General features: G+C 74.4%; 26 protein-coding genes and 1 pseudogene. 19 read left to right on the forward strand and 8 right to left on the reverse strand.

The window, feature by feature from the left end:
• Positions 1-1,225 (forward strand): hypothetical protein (locus ACPCK6_RS20395; protein ID WP_423481909.1); only part of this gene is annotated, 1,225 nt, incomplete at its 5' end.
• Positions 1,226-1,471: 246 nt separating this feature from the next.
• Positions 1,472-2,590: pseudogene (locus tag ACPCK6_RS20400) on the forward strand (SigB/SigF/SigG family RNA polymerase sigma factor); the annotation flags it as partial.
• Between the two features lie 108 nt (positions 2,591-2,698).
• Here the strand turns inward: ACPCK6_RS20400 and ctaD are convergent.
• The 5 genes from ctaD to ACPCK6_RS20425 all read right to left on the reverse strand — a co-directional run bounded on the left by ctaD (position 2,699) and on the right by ACPCK6_RS20425 (position 8,413).
• On the reverse strand, positions 2,699-4,702 hold the full coding sequence (gene ctaD, locus ACPCK6_RS20405) for an aa3-type cytochrome oxidase subunit I (RefSeq protein WP_396883205.1): 2,004 nt from the start codon (positions 4,700-4,702) through the stop codon (positions 2,699-2,701).
• 87 nt (positions 4,703-4,789) lie between these two features.
• Positions 4,790-5,521, reverse strand: a complete 732-nt coding sequence (locus ACPCK6_RS20410) for an ATP-binding protein (protein WP_135239900.1) — start codon at positions 5,519-5,521, stop codon at positions 4,790-4,792.
• A gap of 152 nt (positions 5,522-5,673) precedes the next feature.
• Entirely contained in the window at positions 5,674-6,126 is a 453-nt protein-coding gene (locus ACPCK6_RS20415) for a DUF4383 domain-containing protein (RefSeq protein WP_282314171.1), read from the reverse strand.
• A gap of 120 nt (positions 6,127-6,246) precedes the next feature.
• Positions 6,247-7,401, reverse strand: a complete 1,155-nt coding sequence (locus tag ACPCK6_RS20420; RefSeq protein ID WP_423481910.1) for a glycosyltransferase — start codon at positions 7,399-7,401, stop codon at positions 6,247-6,249.
• Between the two features lie 28 nt (positions 7,402-7,429).
• Positions 7,430-8,413 (reverse strand): glucosyl-3-phosphoglycerate synthase, encoded by a 984-nt coding sequence (locus ACPCK6_RS20425; RefSeq protein WP_396883306.1) that lies wholly within the window; start codon positions 8,411-8,413, stop codon positions 7,430-7,432.
• A gap of 248 nt (positions 8,414-8,661) precedes the next feature.
• Here ACPCK6_RS20425 and ACPCK6_RS20430 point away from each other — a divergent pair, with 248 nt between their 5' ends.
• The 6 genes from ACPCK6_RS20430 to ACPCK6_RS20455 all read left to right on the forward strand — a co-directional run bounded on the left by ACPCK6_RS20430 (position 8,662) and on the right by ACPCK6_RS20455 (position 15,030).
• Positions 8,662-9,684 carry a Gfo/Idh/MocA family protein gene (locus ACPCK6_RS20430; RefSeq protein ID WP_423481911.1) on the forward strand — a complete coding sequence of 341 codons (1,023 nt, stop codon included), beginning with the start codon at positions 8,662-8,664 and terminating at the stop codon, positions 9,682-9,684.
• Positions 9,677-10,765, forward strand: a complete 1,089-nt coding sequence (locus ACPCK6_RS20435; protein WP_423481912.1) for a zinc-dependent alcohol dehydrogenase — start codon at positions 9,677-9,679, stop codon at positions 10,763-10,765. The genes ACPCK6_RS20430 and ACPCK6_RS20435 overlap by 8 nt, the downstream gene beginning before the upstream one ends.
• A 172-nt stretch (positions 10,766-10,937) precedes the next feature.
• Positions 10,938-13,232 carry an accessory Sec system translocase SecA2 gene (gene secA2, locus ACPCK6_RS20440; RefSeq protein WP_423481913.1) on the forward strand — a complete coding sequence of 765 codons (2,295 nt, stop codon included), beginning with the start codon at positions 10,938-10,940 and terminating at the stop codon, positions 13,230-13,232.
• Positions 13,233-13,435: 203 nt separating this feature from the next.
• Positions 13,436-14,152: a GAF and ANTAR domain-containing protein gene (locus ACPCK6_RS20445; protein WP_396883307.1), complete on the forward strand. Its 717-nt coding sequence runs from the start codon at positions 13,436-13,438 to the stop codon at positions 14,150-14,152.
• A gap of 76 nt (positions 14,153-14,228) precedes the next feature.
• Positions 14,229-14,732 (forward strand): DUF2231 domain-containing protein, encoded by a 504-nt coding sequence (locus ACPCK6_RS20450; RefSeq protein WP_396883211.1) that lies wholly within the window; start codon positions 14,229-14,231, stop codon positions 14,730-14,732.
• Positions 14,733-14,748: 16 nt separating this feature from the next.
• Positions 14,749-15,030: a hypothetical protein gene (locus ACPCK6_RS20455; RefSeq protein ID WP_423481914.1), complete on the forward strand. Its 282-nt coding sequence runs from the start codon at positions 14,749-14,751 to the stop codon at positions 15,028-15,030.
• Here the strand turns inward: ACPCK6_RS20455 and ACPCK6_RS20460 are convergent.
• The gene (locus tag ACPCK6_RS20460) at positions 15,008-15,988 is read right to left on the reverse strand and encodes a DUF3500 domain-containing protein (RefSeq protein ID WP_423481915.1); all 981 of its coding nucleotides are present in this window, start codon (positions 15,986-15,988) and stop codon (positions 15,008-15,010) included. The genes ACPCK6_RS20455 and ACPCK6_RS20460 overlap by 23 nt on opposite strands.
• 23 nt (positions 15,989-16,011) lie before the next feature.
• Entirely contained in the window at positions 16,012-16,404 is a 393-nt protein-coding gene (locus ACPCK6_RS20465; protein WP_013476997.1) for an ankyrin repeat domain-containing protein, read from the reverse strand.
• A gap of 70 nt (positions 16,405-16,474) precedes the next feature.
• On the opposite strand from ACPCK6_RS20465, the gene ACPCK6_RS20470 reads away from it, so the two are divergent.
• The 9 genes from ACPCK6_RS20470 (at position 16,475) to ACPCK6_RS20510 (ending at position 22,403) form a co-directional block, all read left to right on the forward strand.
• Complete coding sequence (locus ACPCK6_RS20470) at positions 16,475-16,852, forward strand: cupin domain-containing protein (RefSeq protein ID WP_396883215.1); 378 nt, start codon at positions 16,475-16,477, stop codon at positions 16,850-16,852.
• A 105-nt stretch (positions 16,853-16,957) separates the two neighbouring features.
• Positions 16,958-17,410, forward strand: a complete 453-nt coding sequence (locus ACPCK6_RS20475) for a cysteine dioxygenase (protein ID WP_423481916.1) — start codon at positions 16,958-16,960, stop codon at positions 17,408-17,410.
• A 38-nt stretch (positions 17,411-17,448) separates the two neighbouring features.
• A complete protein-coding gene (locus tag ACPCK6_RS20480; RefSeq protein WP_396883218.1) occupies positions 17,449-17,940 on the forward strand; it encodes a rhodanese-like domain-containing protein in 492 nt (163 codons plus the stop codon).
• Positions 17,941-17,992: 52 nt separating this feature from the next.
• Positions 17,993-18,559, forward strand: coding sequence for a winged helix-turn-helix domain-containing protein (locus ACPCK6_RS20485; RefSeq protein ID WP_396883219.1), 567 nt, complete (start codon positions 17,993-17,995; stop codon positions 18,557-18,559).
• A gap of 292 nt (positions 18,560-18,851) precedes the next feature.
• On the forward strand, positions 18,852-19,463 hold the full coding sequence (locus ACPCK6_RS20490; RefSeq protein WP_396883220.1) for a winged helix-turn-helix domain-containing protein: 612 nt from the start codon (positions 18,852-18,854) through the stop codon (positions 19,461-19,463).
• A gap of 99 nt (positions 19,464-19,562) precedes the next feature.
• Positions 19,563-20,192: a nucleoside/nucleotide kinase family protein gene (locus ACPCK6_RS20495; protein WP_396883221.1), complete on the forward strand. Its 630-nt coding sequence runs from the start codon at positions 19,563-19,565 to the stop codon at positions 20,190-20,192.
• 182 nt (positions 20,193-20,374) lie between these two features.
• A complete protein-coding gene (locus ACPCK6_RS20500) occupies positions 20,375-20,773 on the forward strand; it encodes a TraR/DksA family transcriptional regulator (protein ID WP_269706492.1) in 399 nt (132 codons plus the stop codon).
• Between the two features lie 48 nt (positions 20,774-20,821).
• Positions 20,822-21,691 (forward strand): DUF72 domain-containing protein, encoded by an 870-nt coding sequence (locus tag ACPCK6_RS20505; RefSeq protein WP_423481917.1) that lies wholly within the window; start codon positions 20,822-20,824, stop codon positions 21,689-21,691.
• Positions 21,692-21,974: 283 nt separating this feature from the next.
• Positions 21,975-22,403 carry a DUF2267 domain-containing protein gene (locus ACPCK6_RS20510; protein WP_194801626.1) on the forward strand — a complete coding sequence of 143 codons (429 nt, stop codon included), beginning with the start codon at positions 21,975-21,977 and terminating at the stop codon, positions 22,401-22,403.
• 77 nt (positions 22,404-22,480) lie between these two features.
• Here the strand turns inward: ACPCK6_RS20510 and ACPCK6_RS20515 are convergent, their stop codons facing one another.
• Complete coding sequence (locus ACPCK6_RS20515) at positions 22,481-23,224, reverse strand: PIG-L deacetylase family protein (protein ID WP_396883225.1); 744 nt, start codon at positions 23,222-23,224, stop codon at positions 22,481-22,483.
• 185 nt (positions 23,225-23,409) lie between these two features.
• Here ACPCK6_RS20515 and ACPCK6_RS20520 point away from each other — a divergent pair, with 185 nt between their 5' ends.
• Positions 23,410-23,712, forward strand: a complete 303-nt coding sequence (locus tag ACPCK6_RS20520) for a hypothetical protein (RefSeq protein WP_073829703.1) — start codon at positions 23,410-23,412, stop codon at positions 23,710-23,712.
• Between the two features lie 3 nt (positions 23,713-23,715).
• A complete protein-coding gene (locus ACPCK6_RS20525; RefSeq protein WP_423481918.1) occupies positions 23,716-24,993 on the forward strand; it encodes a cupin domain-containing protein in 1,278 nt (425 codons plus the stop codon).
• Positions 24,994-25,012: the final 19 nt, after the last annotated feature.

The following is a 25,012-nucleotide window of genomic DNA, read 5'->3' on the forward strand; positions in this document are numbered from 1 at the left end:
CCGCGCCGCCGCCGTCCGGGCCGCCGGGCGGGCCGCGCTCACCGCCGACCAGATCGCCGCCGTGGACGTCGAGCGGATCGCCGGATGGTTCGCCGGGCAGTACCCGGACCGGCGCTTCCCCGGCGTGATCCTCGGCTCGCCGCACGGCGCCGCCGCCCACCTCGCGGTGGCGCTGGGCGTGCCCTGGCTCCCGGCCGGGTTCGAACTGGCCGGCCAGTGGACCCGGGGGGCGGTGGACCGCCCCGACGCCGCGTACGCGCACGGCGCCACGCTGGCCGCCCGGCTGCTCGACGGCAACCCGCGCGTGCACGTCCGCCAGGTGCACTGCCCGGCCAGCCGGGGCGCGGCGGCCGGCGCGGCGGTGACGTTCGCGGTGCGCTGGCGCACCCTGCCGGAGGCGTACGCCCGCTTCCTGGCCGACCGGCTGGAACCGGCCGCGCCGGTGCTGCTGCTGCACGACGCCCGCACCTGGCCGGTCCGAGACGGCGGCGACGGGCACAGCTTCCAGGCCGGCTGCCCGGCCGGCGGCCTCGACCCGGTCGACTTCCACCCGGACGCCCGCGCGCTCGGTCAGGTGCTGCGCGCCGCCGGCGGCGAGGAGACGCGCTGGGCGGTGCCGGAGGTCACGGTGGCGGGCGCGTTCGCCGAGCACGGCGTGGAGTCCGGTTTCGAGCACGACGCCCGCTCCCTCGGCGACCGGCACGGGCATCCGCTGCACCGGGTGGTCGTGCCGCAGCCGGACGCGCTGAGCGCGGTGACCGCCGACCTGTACCGGCGCTGGCTGCGGCGGGCCGGCAAGACCGGCAACCGGCTGGTGGTGGAGTGCGGCCGCCTGCTCGACCCGGCGCAGGTGCTGCGGGCCGGCCTGGTGCCGTACTGGTGCGAGAACGCCACCGCGCGCCGGGTCGCCGGCGTCGAGTGGTGGTTGGCCGGCAGTGAGCCGTTCAGCTCGGTGGACGTGCTGCCCGAGCCGCCCGGCCTGCGCTCGCCCGCGTCCGCGGGGCTGCCCCAGTGGCTGGCGGTGGCCGGCTTCGGGCGCAAGCGGCGGGCCCTGGACCGGGGCGCCGCGCGCGGCTACCCGGTCGCCTCGGTACCCACCCGACGTGCCACGGAGGTGTTGCGCAACCAGCCCTGCGACCTGCCCGCGCCACCGCCGCTGCGGATGGCCGAGGCCCTCACCGCGTTGCGTGACGCGGGCGCGCACCAGGGCCTGCTGGTCTCCTGAAAACCGCCGCCGGGACCGGCCTGCCGGCCAACCTGGCGAAACTTCCTCGCGATCCTGCGGTCCGTGATTGAGTACCTACGGAGCGGGAAGACCGCTCGCCGCGAAACGGCCCACGACGCCGTGCGGCGGGCAGCCACCGCTTTCGACGTATCCGTCACGTAACCCAACTTCCTCACCCGGTGCGTGGTCCGACCACGCGCACGACCGGTTCCGACCGGGCGGGGGCTCTTCGGCGAGGGGGCGCGGATGTTCGGACAGACCACCACACCCACACCACCGACCACCGACCGGGGTCTGGAGGACCTGGACGCGGCGGCGCTCGCGTACGCGGCCCGGATCGAGGGCCTGCCACCGGAGCGGCGGCAGGAGGCACGGGACGACCTGGTCCGGTTCGCGCTGCCGTTCGCCGGCCGGCTCGCCCGCCGGTACCGCGGGCGCGGTGAGCCGCTGGAGGATCTGGAGCAGGTGGCCCGTCTCGGCCTGGTCAACGCCGTCGACAGGTACGACCCGGAACGCGGTTCGTTCACCGCGTACGCGGCCATCACCATCGTCGGCGAGATCAAACGGCACTTCCGCGACCGCACCTGGGGTGTGCACGTGCCGCGCCGGCTGCGGGACCTGATCCTCGAGGTGGGACAGGCGACGGCGACGCTGACCAGCGAGCTGTCCCGCGCGCCCACGGTGGCCGAGTTGTCCGCCCGGCTGGAGACGCCGGAGGAGGAGATCCTCGCCGCGCTGGAGTCGGCCGCCGGCTACAGCCCGGCGTCGCTGAACGCGCCGGTGGGCGGGGAGAGCTCGGCCGAGTTCGGCGACCTGGTCGGCGAGTCCGACCACGCGCTGGAGTCCGTCGACGACCGGGTCACTGTGAGCGGCCTGCTGCACCGGCTGCCCTGGCGGGAGCGTCGCATCCTGGCGATGCGCTTCTACGGCAACCAGACCCAGGCGGAGATCGCCGCCCGGTTCGGCATCTCGCAGATGCACGTGTCCCGGCTGCTGTCGCGGGCGCTGACCTGGCTGCGTCAGGCGATGCTCGCCGACGCGCCGCCGCCGTGGCAGAACGGCGCGGCCGAGGCCGAGCCGGCCAAGGCGCGGATCTCGGTGAAGCAGAACGGCGACCGGGTGGTCGTCGAGGTCGGCGGCGAGGTGGACCGGGCCGGCGCGGACCAGTTGCGCCGCGCGGTGCTCCAGGCGGTCACCGGGCAGCCCCGCGAGGTGGTGGTCGACCTGGTCGGGGCCGGTGGCTTCGACGCCGGCGGGATCGCCGCGCTGATGGCCGGCCGGGAGGCCGCCGCGCGTACCGGGGTGCCGCTGCGGCTGACCCGGGTGCAGCCGGCGGTGCGCCGATCGCTGGCCGCGGCCGGACTGCCGGCCCTCTCGTCGTACGCCTCGCGCCGGCTCCCGTGGTGGGGCGCCGGCGCGGTGGCGTGCGACGAGAGGGCCGGCGCCCGGCGGCGCCGGCCCGCGTCCGGTGTCTCAGTTCTCCGGGGTGTCCCCGTGCCCGCGCGGGTGCCGCCACCTGTCGTTGGGTTGGTCGCCGCGCTCGGCGTTGAGCGCGCTGCCCTCCGGCTCGTCGGTCTCCTCGAAGCTGGGCCGGCGCACCTCCTCCGGCTCCGGCACCTCCACCGGGCGGGCGCCGGACTGCGGCGCGGGCTGGTAGTCCACCGCCTCGCGCGCGCCGTACGCGCCGCCGGCCGACGGCGACTCCGGCACGTGCCGCTCGTGGTGCAACTCCTCGCTGAAGCTCTGCGGCGGCTTCGTGGTGCGCTGCGGCAGGTCGCGGCCCAGGTCGGACACGAGCGGGCCGTACTTGAGGTCGAACGCGGGCCGCTCGGAGCGGATGCGCGGCATCCGGTCGAAGTTGCGCAGCGGTGGCGGGCAGGTGGTGGCCCACTCCAGCGAGTTGCCGAAGCCCCAGGGGTCGTCCACGGTGACCATCGCGCCGTACCGCCACGACTTCCAGACGTTCCAGATCACGAACAGCGTGGACGCGCCGAGGACGAACGAGCCGATGCTGGAGATCGTGTTCAGCGTGGTGAAGCCGTCGCCGGGCAGATAGTCGGCGTACCGGCGGGGCATGCCCTCGTTACCCAGCCAGTGCTGTACGAGGAAGGTGGCGTGGAAGCCGATGAACATGGTCCAGAAGTGCATCTTGCCGAGCCGCTCGTCGAGCAGCCGCCCGGTCATCTTCGGGAACCAGAAGTAGAGCCCGCCGAACGCGGCGAACACGATGGTCCCGAACATCACGTAGTGGAAGTGCGCCACCACGAAGTAGGTGTCGGTGACGTGCCAGTCCACCGGCGGGCTGGCCAGCAGCACGCCGGTCAGGCCGCCGAGCAGGAACGTCACCAGGAAGCCGACGGCGAACAGCATCGGCGTCTCGAAGGTGATCTGTCCCTTCCACATGGTGCCGATCCAGTTGAAGAACTTCACCCCGGTCGGCACCGCGATCAGGAAGCTCAGGATGCTGAAGAACGGCAGCAGCACCTGGCCGGTGGCGAACATGTGGTGCGCCCACACCGTCATCGACAGCACCGTGATGGCGATGGTGGCGAGCACCAGGCCGGTGTAACCGAAGATCGGCTTGCGGGAGAACACCGGGATGATCTCGGTGATGATGCCGAAGAACGGCAGCGCGATGATGTACACCTCGGGGTGACCGAAGAACCAGAACAGGTGCTGCCAGAGCATCGGCCCGCCGGTCGTCGAGTCGTACACGTGCGAGTGCAGCAGCCGGTCCGAGGCCAGCGCCATCAGCGCGGCCGCCAGCAGCGGGAACACGAAGATCACCAGGACGCTGGTGAGCAGCGCGTTCCAGGTGAAGATCGGCATCCGGAACATGGTCATGCCCGGTGCGCGCAGCGTCACGATCGTGGTGATCAGGTTGACCGCGCCGAGGATCGTGCCCAGGCCGGACACGGCCAGGCCGACCACCCACAGGTTCCCGCCGACGCCGGGGGAGTGCTGCGAGGTGCTCAGCGGCGTGTACGCGGTCCAGCCGAAGTCAGCCGCGCCGGCCGGGGTGGCGAACCCGCCCACGACCATCAGCGCGCCCAGGAAGTAGAGCCAGTACGCGAACGCGTTCAGCCGGGGGAACGCCACGTCGGCGGCGCCGATCTGCAGCGGCACCAGGTAGTTGGCGAACCCGAAGAACAGCGGGGTGGCGAACAGCAGCAGCATCACCGTGCCGTGCATGGTGAACATCTGGTTGTACTGCTCGGGCGAGACGATCTGCATCCCCGGCCGGGCCAGCTCCGCCCGGATGATCAACGCGAGGATCCCGCCGACGATGAAGTACCCGAACGACGTGACGAGGTAGAGCAGGCCGATCTGCTTGGCGTCGGTGGTGCGCAGCAACCGCCACAGCGCGTTGCCCTTCACCGCCTCCCGTACGGGCCCGGGGAATCCCCCGAACCGGGCCGGCGCGAGGATCGCGGGCCCCCGGTCTCGTGCCGGTTCCGTGACTACCCGCTTGGGCATGGCATCTCACCCCGTGTGACGACAGACAGGACGGGCGGGCGTACCCGGCCCTCTGCCCATGTAACCAGGCGAGAGCGGAGAATTCGGTCAATTAGCCGGGAGCATGGCCCAGACGACCTTGCCGGCGCCGACCGGAGTGCTGCCCCAGCGCTGGGTCAGCTCGCGGACCAGCATCAGCCCGCGGCCACCCTCGGCACGCGGGTCGCGGCTGCTCGCGGCGCGCGCGTCGGCCGGGCTGCCGTCCATCACCGCGACCCGCAGGTACGGCCGGCGCAGCGTCAGCGTCACCTGCATCGGGGTGCCGGCATGCCGCACCACGTTGCCGACCAGCTCGCTGAGCACCAGCGACGCCGGGCCGGCCAGCTCCGGCACGTTCCACCTGCCGCACGCCTCGGTGACCAGCTCCCGGGCCCGGCGGCAGGCACCGGCGACCGGCTCCAGCCGGGCCCGCAGCCGGGGCGACGCCGCCGCACCGGCCAGCGCGGTGGCCTCGGCGCAGTCCCGGCGCACCGGCACGACCCGGCAGGCGGTGGTCTCGTTCAGCCAGGCCGCCGTCTCGGCGCAGGGAGCGGCGAGCACCATCGGCACCGCCGGCCAGTCGGCGGCCCGGCGGGCGGCGGCGGCGAACACGGACAGTGCCAGCGGCTCGCCGACCTCGATCTCCTCCAGGTCGACCACCAGGGCGTCCGGCTGCGCGGCGAGGCAGCTGTCGAGCACCTCGTGCACCGCGCGCATCGTGCCCAGGTCGAGCGCTCCGGCCAGCCGTACGACAGTGACCGGCGACTCGTCACGGACCTCGCACCTGATCCGGGTCACCATCGCCGCCTCGTTTCCTTCTCGTCGGGGAGGGCCGCCCTCGTCGGGAGGGTCGCCCCGGCCGGGGCGGTCGCCGCCTCCCACAGCCGGAGGACTACGGACGTACCCGGGCCCCGGACCGGCGAAACCGGGCATCGGGGCCGCCGGGGCGCAGGTCAGCGGCGGTCCCCGCGCCGCGCCGCGAGCAGCCCCAGCGCCAGCATGGCGGCGCCCAGCAGCAGGTGCAGCCACGAATCCGCGCGGTTGACCGCGAGCGCGTTCGCCGCGTCGCGCCGGTCGACCGCCAGCCCGTAGAGCCACAGGGCCAGGTAGACCGCGCCGGCGCCGACCAGGAACGCGCGGGCCCCGGCGACGGTACGGGCCAGCACCAGCCCGGCCACGCCGAGCACCAGATGCACCAGGTTGTGCACCACCGAGACCTGGAACACACCGAACAGCCGGGCGCCGGAGCCCGGGCCGGCGAAGCGCAGATCCGCGAAGTGGCTGGTGACGCCCGGCACGAAACCCAGCGCGCCGAGCAGCAGCAGGAGAACGGCGAACCCCGAGGCGATCCGGCGTACCGGCGCCCGCCCGTCGGCCGGGTTGCGCCGCGCCCGGGAGTGCGCCATCGAGTTCGTCACGCCGGCCTCCTCGCCACCGCGGGAAGCGCCGGTTTCCCGCGGCCGGCCGGGGCAAACGCCGGCCCGGCCGCGCGGGGCGGCCGGGCCGGTGGACGTGCTCGCGGGGGATCAGGCGGGCTGCAGCGGCTTCGGCACGCCCGCCCGGACCCGGTCGTACAGCTCCACGTACCGCTGTGCCATCCGAGCCGGGGTGAACCGCCGGGACGCCTCCTGCCGGCACTCGGCCGGCTCCAGCCCGGCGGCGGCGAGAACGAGGTCACCCAGCTCCCGCTCGTCGCCGGTGAGCAGACCGGTGCGGCCGTGCTCGACCAGCTCCGGCAGGCAGCCGCGGGAGGTGGCCACCACCGGTGTGCCGAGCGACAGCGACTCGACCACCGCCGTACCGCCCGGCTCCTCCCAGCGCAGCGGGAACAGCGACGCCCGCGCCGAGGCGACCAGGTCGTCGCGTTCCCGCCCGGCCACCGTGCCGACCCAGCGCACCCGGTCGCCGTCGACGTACGGGGCCACCTGGTCGTGGAAGAAACGCACGTCCGGGTTCTGCCGGGCCTCGTCGCCGGCCGCGGCCAGATCCTCCGGCCGGTGGTACGGGCCCACCGGACCGGCCAGCACCAGCCGGAAGCCGGCCTCCTGCGCGAGCCGGGCGCCCAGGTCCTGCCCCTTGCCGGGGTTGATCCGGCCGAGGGTCACCACGTGGTCACCCTTCGCCACCGGCGGGTGCCGGTCCGCGTCCACGGCGAGCGGGGTGGACAGGTGCACGTGCCCCACCGCGTGCGCGCGCAGCGCCTCCGGGGCGCGCGCCAGCTGCGACGCGGACACGCCGTTGACCCGTACCCGGTCGCCGCCGTCGAGGTTGCCGTACAGCTCCGGGTGCTTGGCGAGGTCCCAGTGCAGGGTGTGCAGCACCGGCGGGGCATCAGGGCCCATCGCGGCGAGCGTGGCCAGCCCGACCGCCTCCACGTGGTCGTGCACCAGGTCGATGTCGTCGCGGGCGTGCAGCGCCCGCACCACCCCGGACAGGTGCGCCTGGGAGACGCCGCAGACCTGGTTGTAGGGCCGCTGCAAGGCGTGGAACTGGCCGTCCGGGAAGACCGCGATCCGCTCGTCCACCGGCAGCGTGCTGCTCTCCACCGAGGCGAGCACCACCCGTACGCCCAGGCGGCGCAGCTCCGGCACCAGCGTGGCGATCACGTTCTCGATCCCGCCGTAGCCGGGCGGCGGCACGGACAGCCACGGCCCGGCGTTCATCAGCACGGTGAGCGTCATGCGCTGTCCTCTCTCCGGGGTTCCCCGCTCACGCGGCCGCCACCCGGCGGCGGGGAAGGCGGTTGCGCATCTGCGCCAGCGGCGGGCGTTCCTGCACCGACACGTCGTTCACGACGATCTCGCGGTCGAGGTTGGGCAGCGTCTCCGAGCCGCCCCGGCGGAACTGGGTCAGCAGCGCGGTCGGCGCCACCCCGGGCGCCGCCCACCCGCGCCGTTGCAGCCGCGACCAGGCGGTCAGCATGATCTGCGCGGACATCCGGCCCAGCGCGGCGGTGTCCTGGTGCCGGTGCTTGCGCTCACCCAGGTCGACCTGGGCCAGCGCGTCCAGCCCGACCAGTTCCAGCAGGTCGATCAGCATGGCCGTCTCGACGCCGTACCCGGTGACGAACGGCACCCGCTCCAGCACCTCCCGCCGGCCGGCGTACTCGCCCGCGAGCGGCTGCACGAAACCGGCCAGCTCCGGCCAGAACAGGTTCAGCAGCGGCCGGGCCATCAGCTCCGTCACCCGCCCGCCACCGTCGGGCTCCACACTTGTCGCACCGACCAGCGGCCGGTGGTAGAAGCCCTTCACGAACTCCACGCTCGGGTCCGTCAGCAGCGGCCCGAGCAGCCCGGTCACGAAGTGCGGCCGGAACTCGCGCAGGTCGGCGTCGACGAACGCGACCACGTCCCCCTCGGCCGCGGCCAGCCCGGCCCAGAGCGCGTCGCCCTTGCCGGTCAGCCGGGGCAGCCCGCGCGTCATCGCGTCCTGGCTGACCACCTCGGCGCCGGCCGCGCGCGCCACCTGCGCGGTCCGGTCGGTGGACCGGGAGTCCACCACGATCAGCTCGTCGACCAGCGGCACGCGGTCCATCAGGTGTTCCCGGACGGTCGACACGATCGCGCCGACCGTCGCCTCCTCGTTGCGGGCCGGCAGCACCACGCTGACCCGGCTCGCGCCCTTGGCCCGGACCAGTCGTCGCGCCGGCCAGTCGGCGGCGGTGCTGGTGCGGTACGTGGCCCACGCCTCCACCACAGGTGAGACGGTCGAATCTGATTCCCGCACGGGCACCCCCCATTAGTGGTGGAATCGCGAACCATGGTTTTCCCAATCCCGCATCTGCACTAACCGGATCTTGCCTAACAACCTGATCACCAGGTGCGTACCGGGCGGTTCCGGGCAGATGAACGTTGCGTTGCGCCCCCCGGTGGCGTTTCGCGCGCGGCCGCCGGGGGGAGTGGTGACCGAAGTCTTCCAGTCGTGGCGAGAGGGTTTGTCGGATGCGTACCTGCCGGGTGGGACTAGTCGGAGCCGGCGGGGTGGCGCAACGCCACGCCCGGGTGCTCACGGGCTTCGAGGACGTGGAGCTGCTCGGTGTGACCGACGTCGCGCCGGGCGCGGCGGAGGTGCTCGCCGGCACCTACGGCGGCCGGGTGTTCCGCGACGTGGACGAGCTGCTCGCCGCCGGCCCGGACGCGGTGTACGTCTGCGTGCCGCCGTTCGCCCACGGGCCGGTCGAGGAGGCGGTGGTCGCCGCCGGGGTGCCGATGTTCGTGGAGAAGCCGGTGGCGCTGGACCTGGAGACCGCCGAGCGGGTCGCGGCACTGGTGGAGCAGCGCGGGCTGCTCACCGGCGTCGGGCACCACTGGCGTTACCTGCACGTGGTGGAGGAGGCGCGGCGGCTGCTCGCCGGCCGCCCGGTCCGGATGGTCAACGGCGCCTGGCTGGACAAGGTGCCGCCGGTGGCGTGGTGGGCGCGGCGGGACCGCTCCGGCGGCCCGGTGGTCGAGCAGGCCGCGCACGTGCTGGACCTGGTCCGGCTGCTGGCCGGCGAGGCGGTCGAGGTGACCGCCTACGGCGACGGCAGCCCGCCGCCGGTCGACGGCGCCGACATCGACTCGGTGACCGCCGCCACGCTGCGGTTCGGCTCCGGTGCGGTCGGCACGCTCGCCGCGTCCTGCGTGCTCGGCTGGAAGCACCGGGCCGGCGTGGAGATCCTCGCCGACGGGCTGGCGCTGTGGCTGGCCGAGGACGGCCTGACCGTGCGTGACGCCGACGGCGAGCGGCACGTTCCCGCCGACCCGGACGGCGCGCGGGTCGCCGTCGACCGGGCCTTCGTCGACGCCGTGTGCGGTCTAGGCGACGACGTGCGGGTGCCGTACGCCGAGGCGCTGCGTACCCATCGGCTGGCCCTCGCGGTGGCCGAGTCGGCGCGTACCGGACGGCCGGTGGCGCTGCCGACCGGGCCGGCGGCCCGGCTCACCGCGGCGGTCGCGGACGCGGGGGTGGGCGTCGATGCGTGACCGGGTGGTGGTGGTCGGCGGACCCGGCCGGGTGGAGCTGGCCGAACTGGACGCGCCGGAGCTGCGCGAGGGCACGTTCCGGGTGGAGACGCTCTACAGCGGCGTCTCGGCCGGCACCGAGCTGAGCTTCGTCAAGGGCACCAACCCCTATCTGCACGTCACCTGGGACGCCGCGCTCGGGCTGTTCCGGCCGGGGGAGGCGAGCACGCCGTACCCGGTGACCCGGCTCGGCTACATGCAGGTCGGGCGCGTGGTGGCGAGCCGTACCCCGGCCGTCGCGGTGGGCGAGGTCGGGGCCATGACGTACGGCCACCGCAGCGGCTGGGTGGCCGACCCGCTCACCGAGCGGTTCGTGCCGCTGCCCGACGACCTGGATCCGCTGCTCGGCGTGTACGTCGCGCACATGGGCCCGATCTGCGCCAACGGGCTGCTGCACGCCGCCGCCGACCTGTGCGGCGCCGACGTGCGCACGCTCGGCGACGGCGTACGCGGTCGCCGGGTGGCGGTGGTCGGCGGCGGTGTGGTGGCGCTGCTGACCGCGCTGTTCGCCCGCCGGCACGGCGCCGCCTCGGTGGTCGTGGTCGACCCGACGCCGGCCCGGCGGCAGGTGGCCGAGGCGCTCGGCCTGGACACGCTCGACCCGGACGCGGACGACCCGGCGGTGGTGCTCAAGACGCGGTGGAACCACGCGGCCGGGGACCGGGGCGCCGACGTGGTCTTCCAGTGCCGCGGCCAGGACTGGGCGTTGCAGCTCGCGCTACGCCTGCTGCGCCCCCAGGGCACGGTGATCGACCTGGCGTTCTACCAGGCGGGCGCGGACGCGGTCCGGCTCGGCGAGGAGTTCCACCACAACGGGCTGTCGCTGCGCTGCGCGCAGATCGGCCGGGTGCCGCGCGGTCTGGCCCCCACCTGGGACCGGGAGCGGCTGTCGGCGGAGACGGTGGAGTTGCTGCGCCAGTACGGCGACGTGATCCGCAAGCACCTGATCTCGGCAGTGGTCCCGCTGGACGATGCCCCCACCCTGCTGACCGACCTGGCCGACCGCCGCCGCAGCGAACTCCAGGTGGTCCTCACCCCCTGACGCGCCTCCGCCCCGAACGCGTCGATCATGAGGTTGACGGCGACAAAACGGACACGACATGCCGTCAACCTCATGATCGACGGAAGCGGGCGGGGGAGCGGGTGGGCGGGGGAATGCGGCGCGCGGTGGGCGGGGGTCACAATCGGCTCCGGTTCGCGTACCGTTGCGGCTCATGGGTGTGTCGCAACGGTTGAAGACCAGGTTCCGCCGGTTCCTCCAGCGCCCGGGGACGACAGTCGACCTGGCGCCGCTGGAGAAGCTGCTGCCGGCGATCGAGGCGCGCGAGGCGGACCTGGAGCAGCTCTCCGACGCCGAGCTGACCGAGGCCGCCGGCCAGGCCACGGGGTACGAGGAGATCTGCGCGATCGGCCGCGAGGCGGCCCGGCGCGGGCTCGACCAGCGCCCCTACGACGTGCAGCTGCTCGGCGCGATGGCGCTGCTGTCCGGCAAGGTCGCCGAGATGGCCACCGGTGAGGGCAAGACGCTCACCGCCACTGTCGCCGCGTACGGCCACGTGCGGCTGGGCAACGGCCCGGTGCACGTGCTGACCGTCAACGACTACCTGGCCCGCCGCGACGCCGAGTGGATGACACCCGTCTACGACCTGCTCGGCCTGACCGTCGGCTGGGTCAACGAGGCGTCCACGCCCGACGAGCGGCGCGCCGCGTACGGCTGCGACGTCACCTACGTGTCGGTCAGCGAGGCCGGCTTCGACTTCCTGCGCGACCAGCTCGTCACCGACCTGGCCGACCGGGTGCAGCCGGCGCTGAAGACCGCGATCGTGGACGAGGCCGACTCGATCCTGATCGACGAGGCCCGGGTGCCGATGGTGCTGGCCGGCGCGGTCGGCGGCGAGCAGGATCCGGTGCACGCGGCCGCCGCGCTGGTGCGCGGGCTGCGCAAGGGCAAGCACTACACGATCGCCGAGGACGGCCGTAGCGTCGCCTTCACCTCGGTCGGCCTGGCCACCGTCGAGGCCAAGCTCGGCGGCATCGACCTGTACGACGAGGAGCACGTCGGGCAGCTCTCCGCGGTGAACGTGGCGCTGCACGCGCACGCCCTGCTGCACCGCGACGTGGACTACATCGTCCGGGACGACTCGGTCGAGCTGATCGACGAGATGCGCGGCCGGGTCGCGCAGCGCCGCCGCTGGCCGGACGGCCTACAGGCCGCGGTCGAGGCGAAGGAGGGCCTGGACGCCACCGCCGAGGGTGAGGTGCTGGGCACGATCACCGTGCAGGCGTACATCGCGCTCTACCCGACGGTCTGCGGCATGACCGCGACCGCGGTGCTCGTCGGCGACCAGCTCCGCGAGTTCTTCGGCCTCGAGGTCGCGGTGATCCCGCCGAACACCCCCTGCGTCCGCGAGGACGAGCCGGACCGGATCTACGCCACCCGCGCCGAGAAGGAGGAGGCGCTGGTCGACGAGATCACGCGCTGCCACGAGGCGGGGCGGCCGGTGCTGGTCGGCACGCTCGACGTCAAGGAGTCCGAGGGGCTGGCCGCCGCGCTCAACGCCGCCGGGGTGTCGTGCGTGGTGCTCAACGCCAAGAACGACGACGAGGAGGCCGGCATCATCGCGGAGGCCGGCGCGTACGGCGCGGTGACGGTCTCCACCCAGATGGCCGGCCGGGGCGTCGACATCCGGCTGGGCGGCAGCGACCAGGCCGACCGGGACCGGGTGGCGGAGCTGGGCGGCCTGTACGTGATCGGCAGCGGCCGGCACGACAGCCGCCGGGTCGACGACCAGCTCCGCGGCCGGGCCGGCCGGCAGGGCGACCCGGGCGGGTCGGTCTTCTTCGTCAGCCTGGAGGACGACCTGGTGGTCCGGCACGCCGGCGACACCGTGCCGGCCTCGCCCCGGATGAACGCCGACGGCCTGGTCACCGACCCGCAGGTAGACTACGCGGTGGAGCACGCCCAGCGGGTCGCCGAGGGCGTCAACCACGAGATCCACCGCAACACGTGGCGCTACAGCCAGGTGATCGAGCAGCAGCGCAAGGCCCTCGCCGAGCGCCGGGAGCGGCTGCTGACCAGCGACATCGCCGCGCTGATGCTGCTGGAGCGGGTGCCGGAGAAGGCCGGCGACATGGACGAGGACCTGCTCGCCGACGTGGCCCGCAAGATCGCGCTCTACCACCTGGACCGGCTCTGGGCCGATCACCTGGCCGAGCTGTCCGAGGTACGCGAGGGCGTGCACCTGCGGGCGCTGGGCCGGCTCGACCCGCTCGACGAGTTCCACCGCAGCGCGGTGCCGGCGTTCAACGCGCTGGTGCCCGAGATCGAGACGCGGACCGTGGCCACGTTCGAGGAGACCGAGTTCGACGAGGACTGGGAGCCGGACTCGTCGAAGCTGGTGCGCCCGACCGCCACCTGGACGTACCTGGTGCACGACAACCCGTTCGGCTCGGAGCTGGACCGGCTGATCGCCTCGGTGGGCCGGCGGCTCATCTCCGGGTCGCGCTGACCCGCGTCGAAGGCCCCTTCCGGTGCGACCGGGAGGGGCCTTTTTGCGCGGTTTCGCCCGCGGTCTGCGAGGGTAGTAGGCCGGGGCCCGGCCACAGGAGGGACGGACATGGGACAGGCAACGGTGCCGGACGGGGAGACCGCGTGGACGGACGCGGGGACGGTGGAGGCCCCGGCCCGGTGAACCTCGACACGCGCCAACCCATGATCGACAACCTCGGTGTGCTGGAGACGGCCGCGCTGCTGCGCGAGCTGACCGCCGGCCTGATCGGTGCGGCCGGGTTCGACGAGGCGCTCGACCGCCTGGTCCGGATCGCCCGCGACGCCGTGCCGGGCGTGGACTGCTGCGGTTTCACCGCGCTACGCGCCGGTGAGCCCGCCGGGGTGGCCGCCTCCGACCCGGACCGCGCCGAGCTGGACGACCTGCGGTACGGCCCGGACACGCCGGCGATGACGGCGATCCACCGCCGGGAGATGATCATCGCGGGCGGGTTGTCCGACGAGACGCGCTGGCCTGCCTGGAGCGAGCGGGCCCGCGCGCTGGGCGTGCACGGCGTGATCTCCGCCCCGGTCGACGTGGACGAGCAGGTCATCGGCGCGATCAACCTGTACGCCGAGGCGCCCGACGCGCTCACCCCCCGCCACCAGCTCACCGCGATGCTGCTCGCCGAGCACGCCGGCCTGCTGCTGGCCGCCGCCCGCGACCGCGAGCGGGCCGCCTCCCGGGCCGGCGAGGTCGACGACTCGCTGCTGGCCGAGGGCGTGGTCGGGCAGGCCGTCGGCGTGATCATGACGCAGCGCGGCTGTCCCGCCCCGGAGGCGCTGCGGGTGCTGCGCAGCGCCGCGTCCTCGCTGGACATCCCGCTGCGCGAGGTGGCCGAACGGCTCGTGCTGACCGTCTCCCGGCCCCGGGACAACTGAGCGACAGTCGTTTCACCCCGCGGCGCCTCGGGTAGCACTCTGGACTGGTGAGCTGCGCCGACCTGGGGAGGAAGCGATGCAGAGCCGACTGCGGGTGCAGGGGCATCCCATTCAACCGATGCTTGTCACGTTCCCGTTCGGCCTGTTCGTCTGCGCCGCGGTCTTCGACCTGGCCGACGTGGCCGGCGGTCCGGCGTTCCTCGGCGAGGTGGGCTACTGGACCGCCGTGGCCGCGCTCGTCGCCGCCGGGCTCACCACAGTCGCCGGCCTGGTCGACCTGTGGGACGTCCGCGCCGGGCGGACCAGCCGGACCGTGCTGACGTTCAACCTGGTCAACGCCGTGATGGCGGGGCTGTTCCTGCTGTCCTGCCTGATCCGGGCGAACGCGCCGCAGCGGGGCGCGAACGGTGCCCTGCTCGCCGCCGAACTCGTCGCGCTGGCCGTCGGCGCGGTCGGGGTGGCCCTGGGCGCGCGGCTGATGCAGCAGTTCGACCGGGCCGCCGAGCCGGGCGGCTTCGAGACGTTCGGCGAGGTGCCCGCCGGGTCCACTGTCGAGATCGCCCGCCCGCGCCCGTTCTGACCGCTGCCGAAATGCGTTGCCGCTGCCGCCGCCGGAGCACCGCCACCCGGAGAAGGCGGTCGCCGACGCGCGGGCCGCCGGGCTGACGGTCGTCGACCTGCGCGAGGCCGCGCTGCGTACCGTCTTCCACGACATCGGCGCGGTGGTCTGGTTCCTGCGCAAGGTGGTCTGGACGGTGCCCGGCTTCACGGTGGGCCGCTACACCGACGAGCTGCGCCGCCTGGACGAGCGGATCCGCGCCGAGGGACCGTTCGTCGCGTACGCCCGCCGTTTCCTCATCGAGGCGCGCCGGGGCTGAGCGGGCCGGGCCGGTGGGCGGCGGCGTGGTGCGCGGCCAGCACGTCGGCGCCGAAGTCACCGGCCGGGCGGCGCAGCACCGTGTGCGCGTGGTTGCCGTCGTCGGTGGTGTTGTCGTACTCGATCAGCAGGTCGTCGCCCTGCACCCGGTAGTAGTGCCGCCGGCCCGGCTCGACCGGGCCGGCCCAGGCGAAGTGCAGCTCGCCGCCGTCGAGCCGGTCGGCCTCCCGGGCCGCCAGCTCCGGCGGGAGCCGGTCCAGGTAGAGCGCGACCAGCCGGTCGAGCAGCGCCCGGCCGGTGGGCCGCAGCCGCCCCCGGGGTACGCCGAGCGGGTCGAGCCGTCCCGGCGCGGTGGCCCGGGTGGCGCTGATGATGTCGGCGGGCGCCTCGTCGGCGATGATCGCGGCGGACCGGCCGGCCGGTCCGAGCGCGTCGAGCAGTTCGCGGGCCAGGTCCTCCTCGGGGCCCAGGGGCCGGGAGACCGGGCGGCCGGCGTGCCGGACGGTGGCCGGGTTGGCGCCGAGGAAGACCGGCGCGGGGGAGACCCGGTCGTCGGCGACCGTCATGCTCACCGACAGGTGGTGTCCCTCGAACCGCCAGGCCCAGTCGTCGTCGCGGTCCGGGTCGCCGAAGACGGCCACCCAGTAGTCGCCGCTGTGCCGGCCGCGTCGCCAGTCCTCGGCCCGGTCCAGCACCTCCTCCAGGGCCATCACGGTCATGGCCTGCGCGTACGCGGCAGGGCTGAGCGCGGTGGCGAGCAGCCGGTGGGCGGCCTTGCGGGCGTCGACGTCCAGGCCGGCGAGCGCGACGCCGGGCCGGGGCCGTGGCCGGTACTCCAGCCACCGCCGGGCCGGCTCGTCGTCGAAGGCGTGCCGGGCGGCGTCGCGGGCCGGTTCGTCCAGCGCGGCCAGGAACGCCGCGGCGGCCGTGCGCATCTGCTCGGGTACGGGATCCTCCACTGTCCCTGTATACCGCCCGCCGGTCACGCGCGGCCGAGCAGCGCCAGCATGTCGGGCAACTCGAAGAACCGGGCGGTCTCGACCGCGGACGGGCCGCCGTGGTCCGGGTCGGCGCCGGCGTCGAGCAGTGCGCGGACCGCCGCCTCCTGGCGCCGGAACACCGCCGCGGCGAGCGCGGTCTGCCCCCTGTCGTTCACCCGGGCCGGGTCGGCGCCCCGGGCCAGCAGCGCGGCCACCGTGTCCGGGTGGGCGTGGTACGCGGCGAGGATCAGCAGCGTGTCGCCCTTGGCGTTGGTGAGGTTGACCGGCAGCCCGGCGTCCACGTTGGCCGCCAGCTCCTCGGTGGCGCCGGCCCGCGCCAGGTCGAACATCCGGTGGGCGAAGGCGATGGTCTCGTCGTCGAGTTCGTCGGGCATCCGCCCAGGCTATGGCGTCACGGCCGGACGCGCCTGGTAGCTTGCGCAGCCGGGCACGGGAGGCGCGCACATGGACGATCGGGTGTACGTGGGCAACGCGGCGGTGGACGGCGCGGCCGACGCGGGCTGGCTGCTGGGCCACTTCAAACCGGCCGGGGACGTGCGGCACAGCACCGACGTGGAGGTGAAGTGGGGCGTGCACCCGGCGGGGGAGACCCGGTCCCGGTGGGCCACCGGCGAGCGGCGTACCGCCCTGCTGGTGCTGATCAGCGGCGCGTTCCGGATCGAGTTGCCGGACCGGACGGTGGTGCTGCGCGCGCCCGGTGACTACGTGGTGTGGGGCCGGGGCGTGGACCACTCCTGGTACGCCGAGCGGGAGTCCACGGTGCTCACCGTCCGCTGGCCGTCGGTGCCGGGTTACCGGGTGGGTCCGCCGATCCTGCGCTGAGCCGCGCCCGGCGTCCCAGCATCCGGTATTACCTACTAAACCGATAGGCTTTACCGTCTAAGCTGGGGGAGCACATCCGCTCCGCACCGTGAGGACGCACCGCCGATGACCAGCACCGTTCCCGCCGACCTGCTCGCCGTCGCCGCCCGCTGGGCCGACCCGGACGGCTGGCCGGTGCCGCTGCGGTTCGAGGCGCCCGAGCGCTGGTACGCCCGGCTGGACGCCGGCGACGCGTACGAGGTGTGGGCGCTGAGCTGGCTGCCCGGACAGGGCACCGGCCTGCACGACCACGGCGGCTCGTCCGGCGCGTTCCTGGTCGTGGCCGGCGTGCTCACCGAGGAGACGGTGAGCGGCGGGCGGCTGCGCCCGCACCGGCTCGCCGCGGGAGCCGGCCGGCGCTTCGGCGCCCGGCACGTGCATCAGGTCACCGACCACGGCGACGAGCCCGCCGTCAGCGTGCACGTGTACCGGCCGGCGCTGATCCGGATGACCCGCTACCACCTCGTCGCCGGCCGGCTCCGGGTCGCCGAGGTGGCCCGAGCCGGTGTGGCCTGGTGAGCCGCACCCGCAACCCCGACGAACGGAAGGACGCCACGATGGCGCAGACCCCCACCCGTACCGAGCGCTGTCCGGTCCCGCCGCCCGGCTCGCGGGGCATCGACGAGATCCTCGCCGCCGCCCGGGCCCGCCTGCGCCGCCTCGACCCGGAGCAGGCACACCTGGCGTGCCGGGGCGGAGCGCTGCTCGTAGACATCCGCCCGGCCGCACAACGCGCCGCGCAGGGCACGGTGCCCGGCTCGCTCGTGGTCGAACGCAACGTGCTGGAGTGGCGCTTCGACCCGCGCTGCGCCGCCCGGCTGCCGCAGGCGACCGGCTACGACGTCCCGGTGATCGTGCTCTGCCAGGAGGGCTACACCTCGTCGCTGGCCGCCGCCGCGCTCCACGACATCGGCCTGCACCGGGCCACCGACGTCGCCGGCGGCTTCGCCGCCTGGCAGATCGCCGGCCTGCCCACCCTCGGTCCCACCCCGCCGACCCGACCCTCGTCCGCCGCGCCCCCGGTCACCGCCGGCGGGGCGCTCCGCTGACCGTCCCGCCGCACCCGGCGGGGCGGGGCGATCGCCCGCACAGGAGGCTCCCATGTCCGTCGTCGCCCTCACCACCCGTCCGGCCCGCTCGGGCCGCCCCGACCGGGCCGTGCCGCCCCGGCCGCGTACCGCACCGACGCTCACCATCACGCTCGACCTGGGCGCCGGGCCGCTCACGCCGGGTCTCGCGCGCCTGGTCGACCTGCTCGACGAACTGGCCGCCTCCGGCGAGGGACTGGCCGCCTCCGGGGAGGGGCCGGCCGGCCGTACCGTGCTCGACCTGCGCCGCGCCGACGCCGCCGCCCCGGCGGCGCCCGTCGCCGTGCGCATCCTCACCGGGACCCGGCGGGTCCGGCACGGCGGCGCCGAGATCCCGCTGACCCGCATCGAGTACGACCTGCTGCTGTTCCTCGCCGAACATCCCCGCCGCGTGTTCACCCGCCTGCAACTTCTCGCGAACGTCTGGGGCTACGAGCACGCCGTGGCGCGCACCGTCGACGTGCACGTGCGCCGGCTGCGGGCCAAGTTCGGGCCGGACACGCCGCTGGTGACCACCGTGTACGGCGTGGGCTACCGCCTCGCCGACGACGCCGCCATCGTCGTGGACCGCGACGCCTGACCCCGGCCCGGACGGCACGCGGCGCACCCCGGGATCGGGTGCGCCGCGTTCACGTTCGCCGCTGATCCGCCATTGTGAACCCCCGGGGAGACCCCCCGTACCATGCCGAATCGGTGCTCTGCTGTAATCAACGGGCCTCGCACGCAGAGCGAGCGCACGGCTGCGATGTGTTCGTCAAATGTCACATTCATGCAACGCGGCCGCCCCTTGACCCTCGCAGAGACGCCGGGAAGCATCGATGAAGCGGCGTCCCGGGCCGTGGGGAGATACCCGGACCAGCCCAAGGAGGACCATGTCGGTCAGCCCCGCCTCGTCGCGCGCCGGATGGCATACGTCCCAACCCGCGGTCCCCGGTCGCCCCCCAGGCGGCCAGCGTCGTCCCGCGAACACGGCCGCCGCGCCCATGCTCACCGTCACCCTCACCATCCCCCTGGCCTGCGAGGAGTCGCTCACCCCGGCCGCCCGCCGGCTGCTCGACGCCGCCCGCGAGATGCTCGAACGCGGCGACGCGGTGGTCAGCGCGGGCACGGTCCCGTCCGAGCGCCGGCCCGACACCGTGCCGGCCGGCCGCGCTCCGGCCCGCCCGCTCGCCCCGACCATCCCCACCCTGCACATCCTCGCGTCGTCCCGGTCGGTGCTGCGCGACGGCGAGCCGCTGCCGCTGACCCGCCTGGAGTTCGACCTGCTGCTGCACCTGGTCGCCCACCCGCGCCGGGTGTTCACCCGCCTGCAACTGCTCAACGCGGTCTGGGGGTACGAGCACGCCGGCGTCCGCACCGTCGACGTGCACGTACGCCGGCTGCGCGGCAAGGTCGGCGTGGACGTCCCGCTCGTCACCACCGTCTACGGCGTCGGCTACCGGCTCGCCGACGACGCCCGCGTCACCATCGACCGCACCGGCTGACCGTCCGGGACCACCACCCGCCGATCGGCGCCGGACGGAGCCCCGACCGCCCGGACCGATCATGTGGTGACCCGCCCGCCCGCGCGGCACGATGGTCCGATGCGCGTGCGCCCGATCAGCCCCGACCGGCTCGTCACCGAGCTGGCCGAGCGTCTCGCCCGCACCGGGACGCCCGGCCGGCTGCGGGTCGCCGTGGACGGCCCGCCCGCCGCCGGCCCGGACACGCTCGCCGAGGCACTCGTCGACCCGCTGCGCGCCGCCGGCCGGCCGGTGCTGCACGTCCGCGCCGACGATTTCCTCCGTCCCGCCTCGGTACGCCTGGAACTCGGCCGCACCAACCCCGACGCGTACTACGAGGGCTGGCTCGACGAACCCGGGCTGCGCCGCGAGGTGCTCGACCCGGCCGGCCCGAACGGCTCCGGCCGGCTGCTGCCGTCGCTGTGGGACGCCCGCGCCGACCGGGCCAGCCGCGCCGCGTACGTCGATCTGCCGCCCGGCGGGGTGGTGGTGGTCAGCGGCGCGCTGCTGCTCGGCGGCACGCTGCCGTTCGACCTCACCGTCCACCTCGTGCTCTCCCCGGCGGCGCTCGCGCGGCGCACCGACCCGGCGCTGCGCTGGACCCTGCCCGCGTTCGCCCGATACGCCGGCGAGGTCGACCCGGCGTCCTTCGCCGACGTCGTGGTCCGGGCCGACGACCCGCGCCGCCCGGCGCTCGTCGAGGCCGCCTGACCAGCGGCTACGGACTCACCGGAAACACTCAGGAAACAGCCGGTTTGACCCGCCGAGGGCGGGGGTAATCGCCCGGCTCACAGAGCACGGGTGATCTCGTCGCCCGCGCATCCACAGTCGGACCGGGTCCGGGGCGCTGGCCGCCCCGGTCCGGTATGAGGGTGTAGGAAAGGCAGGCAGCGATGCTCGTCCACGACACGACAGCCACCGGCCGCTCCCAGGCGGAGGTCGACCAGATCCGGCAGTCCCTGCGGTCGCGGTACGACGAGCTGACCGCCGAGTACGAGCACACCATGGCGCAGAGCCAGGTGCTGCGGCTGGTGGAGGTCGGCGACACCGCCGGCGACGACCAGGCCGACAGCGGCACCAAGACCGCCGAGCGGGACACCGCGCAGTCGCTGCTGCGCACCATCCTGGACCGGCGGGCCCAGTTCGAGCACGCGCTGACCCGGCTGGACGAGGGCACCTACGGCTTCTGCGAGGGCTGCACCGCCCCGATCCCGGTGGAACGGCTGGAGATCTTCCCGTCCGCGACCTCCTGCGTGGCCTGCAAGCAGACCCGGGAGCGGCGGGCGGCCTGAACACCGTTCCGGTTGCCGGTCGGTCCTGCAGCGCGGTGAACTCCCACCATGGGTGAGATCAAGGTGGGCACCGCCTCGTGGACCGACCGGACGCTGCTCGACTCCGGCTGGTACCCGGCGAGCGCCGACACCCCGGAGAAACGGCTTTCCTACTACGCCCGGCAGTTCCCGCTGGTCGAGGTGGACGCCACCTACTACTCGCCGCCGGCCGAGCGGACCGCACGGCTGTGGGCCGAACGCACCCCGGCCGGGTTCACGTTCAACGTCAAGGCGTTCAGCCTGCTGACCGGCCACCCCACCCGCGTCTCCGCGCTCTACAAGGACCTGCGCCCGGACACCGACAAGCGCAACGTCTACCCGGACGACCTGCCCGCGCAGGCGTACGAGGAGGTCTGGACCCGGTTCCTGTCCGCCCTCGACCCGCTCGTCGAGGCCGGCAAGCTGGGCGCGCTGCTGTTCCAGTTCCCGCCCTGGTTCACCATCAAGCGCGCGAACAAGCAGTACCTGCTGGAGGTGGCCCGGCGGTGCGCGCCGCTGCGCCCGGTGGTCGAGTTCCGGCACGCCTCCTGGTTCGACGGCGACAACGCCGAGGAGACGCTCGGCTTCCTGCGCGAGCACGACCTGCCGTTCGTCTGCGTGGACATGCCGCAGGGACACAGGTCGTCCGTACCGCCGGTGCTGGCGGCCACCGCCGACCTCGCGGTGGTCCGGTTCCACGGCCACAGCGACAAGTGGACCAGCAAGGACATCCACGAGAAGTTCGGCTACGACTACTCGAAGCGGGAACTGCGCGACTGGGCGCCGAAGCTGCGCGAGCTGGCCGGCCGGGCCGAACGGACGCACGTGCTGATGAACAACTGTTATCGGGACTACGCGCAGCGCAACGCCGCCACACTCGCGGGCCTGCTGGACGCCTGAGCGTCTCACCCGGTCCGGGTGAGGCCCGCTCACCCACCCCCGCCGCAGCATGGACGGTGGGCGCCGGCTCGGGCGCCGCGACGAGGAGGTGGGTCATGACGGTACGGGTGGTGGCGGATCGGCGCCGCGGTGGCGTACTGCACGTGGTCGGCAGCTCCGAGGCGCCACGGCGGGCCGAACGGCCCGGCCGGTTCAGTCCGACCCGGTTGTGGCGGGGCCCCAGCGGTCCGCCGCGCCGCGCCGACGACCGACGCTGGGAGACCGAAGTACGGGGGTGAGCCCGATGGCCGAACAGCTGTTGTCCGCGTTCGAGTCCTCGCTGGACAAGACGAACGTGATCCTCAAGGAGATCGAGTCCGCGTACGGCTGGCCGAAGGAACAGCGCAACCAGTCCTACGCCGCGCTGCGTACCGTGCTGCACCTGCTGCGGGACCGGCTGCCGGTGCAGGAGAGCGCCGAGTTCGCCCAGCAGCTGCCGGTGCTGGTGCGCGGGATCTACTTCGACGGCTGGCAGCCGGAGAACGTGCCGATCAAGCTCAACCGCGACGACTTCCTGTACGAGGTGCGCCAGGGCTTCCCGTACGACGTCGAGGGCGGCGCGCAGCGGGTGGTGCAGGTCGTGCTGGACACGCTGCGGCGGCACGTCACCCAGGGCGAGTGGGAGGACGTGAAGGCCACCATGCCGGGTGACCTGCGTCAGATGATTCCCTGATCCGGCACCGGACCGGCCCGTCCCGCCCCCTCGGCGGGGCGGGCCGCCGGCGTGCCGGCCAGGAACATCGCCGTGCCCTACTGAAGGTTGATCGGGAAGACCTCGAACGTGGCGCCGAACCGTGCGCCGAGCCGGCTGCCGGCCGGCCGGGCCATGCCCTCCAGGAACTCCTCGGCGTCGAAACCGCCGTCGCCGAGCCCGCTCAGGTACGCCCCGTGCGCCCGCAGCGACGCCACACCCCTGTCGAACGTGTCGGTCACGTCCACCCCGTGCCGGGCCACCGGCGACCCGGCCGCCCACACCTCGCGGACCCGCGACCACGGTTGCGTGCCGCCGGTGAGCTGTTCCGGGAAGAGCCACCGGTTGCCGGCGTCGCGGACCGCGTCCAGCGTGGCCCGGCCGCAGGCGATGTGGTCGGCCTGGTTCAGCGCGTACGCCCCGTCCCACGTCTCCCGGAAGTTGTTCGTCAGCACCACGTCCGGCCGGTGCCGGCGCACCACGGCGGCGATGGCCCGGCGCAGCGGCACGCCGTACTCCAGCAGCCCGTCGGGCAGGCCGAGGAACTCGACCTCCGACACCCCGACCACGGCGGCGGAGGCCCGCTGCTCCTCCTCGCGCACCACCCGGGCGCGTTCCGGCGTCATCCCGTCGATGCCCGCCTCGCCGCTGGTGAGCAGGCAGTACACGACCTCCTTGCCCTGCCCGGTCCAGCGCGCCACCGCGGCGGCGGCGCCGAACTCCAGGTCGTCGGGGTGGGCCACCACTGCCAGCGCCCGCTGCCAGTCCTCGGTCAGCGGGGTGAGCGGCTCCGGCTGCGTCACGTGCGTCTCCTCGCGTCGTCCTCCCGCCATCCTGGCATCCGCCCGGTCCTGCCGCTTGCCCCGCGAACCGTCCGTACGGCGGCGTCCGGGCGTCTACGGTGTGGTTAGAGAAGATCGGGCGTGGGGTACCACCCGCTGCACACGGACCCCGGCACCACGCGGGGCGGCACACCGAGGGAGCACCCATGGCATTGAACGACGACGACATCCAGAGCAGCGGCGGCAGCGGCCTGGAGGGCCCGGCCGACGGCGGTGCCACCCCGGGTCAGCACGACGGTGGCGCGGACGGCGGCGCGGAGGGTCCGGCCGACGGCGGCGCGACTCCGGGTCAGCACGACGGTGGCGCGGACGGCGGCGCGGAGGGCCCCGCTGACGGCGGCGCGACTCCGGGTCAGCACGACGGTGGCGCGGACGGCGGCGCGGAGGGTCCGGCCGACGGCGGCGCGACTCCGGGTCAGCACGACGGCGGCGCCGACGGCAGCGCCTGACACATGAGCACCACGCACGTCGACCCGCCGGGTGGCCACGGCCGCCCGGCGGTTCCGTTCTCCGCGACCGAGGCGCTGGCCCGGTGCGTGGCGGTGGAGCCGGCCAAGTTCGCCGCCGACCACTGGGGGCGCAGCCCGCTGCTGTCCCGCGCCGCCGAGCTGCCGAACGCCGACGGCTTCACCGACCTGCTCAGCCCCGACGACGCCGACGAACTGCTCAGCCGCCGCGGTCTGCGTACCCCGTTCCTGCGGGTGGCGAAGGACGGCCAGCTCGTGCCGGCGGCGCGGTTCACCGGCGGCGGTGGCGCGGGCGCCGAGATCGGCGACCAGGTCCTCGACGAGAAGGTGCTGGCGCTGTACGCCGACGGCGCGACGCTGGTGCTGCAGGGCCTGCACCGCACCTGGCCGGCGATCGTCGACTTCGCCCGCGACCTGGGCACCGCGCTGGCCCAGCCGTTGCAGGTGAACGCCTACCTGACGCCGGCCGGCAGCCAGGGCTTCGCCACCCACTACGACACCCACGACGTGTTCGTGCTCCAGGTGGACGGACGCAAGCACTGGCGGATCCACCCGCCGGTGCTGGCCGACCCGCTGGAACGTCAGCCGTGGGGCGGCCGGGCCGACGAGGTCTCCGCGACCGCCGAGGGCCGCCCCGAACTGGACGTGGTGCTGGAGCCGGGCGACGCGCTCTACCTGCCGCGCGGCTGGCTGCACAGCGCCCAGGCGCAGGAGTCCAGCTCGCTGCACCTGACGGTGGGCATCCGGGCGCTGACCCGGTACGCGGTGGTCGAGGAGCTGCTCGCGCTCGCCGCCGAGGACGCGCGGCTGCGCGCGAGCCTGCCGTTCGGTCTCGACCTGGCCGACCCGGACGCGATCGAGCCGGAGCTGACCGAGACCGTCGAGGCGCTGCGCGACTGGCTGCTGCGGGCCGACCCGGCGGCGGTGGCCGGCCGGCTGCGTGCCCGGGTGTGGCCGGCTGCCCGCCCGGCACCGATCCGGCCGCTGGCCCAGGCACAGGCGCTGGCCCGGCTCACAGCGGCCAGTGAGGTGGCGGTACGCGGCGGCCTGCGCTGGCAGCTCACCCCGGCCGCCGACGGACGGGTCACGCTGCGCGTGCCGGACCGCACGCTCACCCTGCCCGGCACCTGCGAGGCCGCGCTGCGCGCCCTGCTCACCGGCGAGGTGACCCGAGTCGGTGACCTGCCCGGCCTCGACGACGACGCCGACCGCCTGACGCTGACCCGCCGCCTGCTCAAGGAGGCGGTCCTGGTCCCCGCCTGACCCCGGCGATCATGAGGTT

Source organism: Micromonospora sp. AB353, assembly GCF_049538395.1.
Classification (GTDB): Bacteria; Actinomycetota; Actinomycetes; order Mycobacteriales; family Micromonosporaceae; genus Micromonospora; species Micromonospora aurantiaca.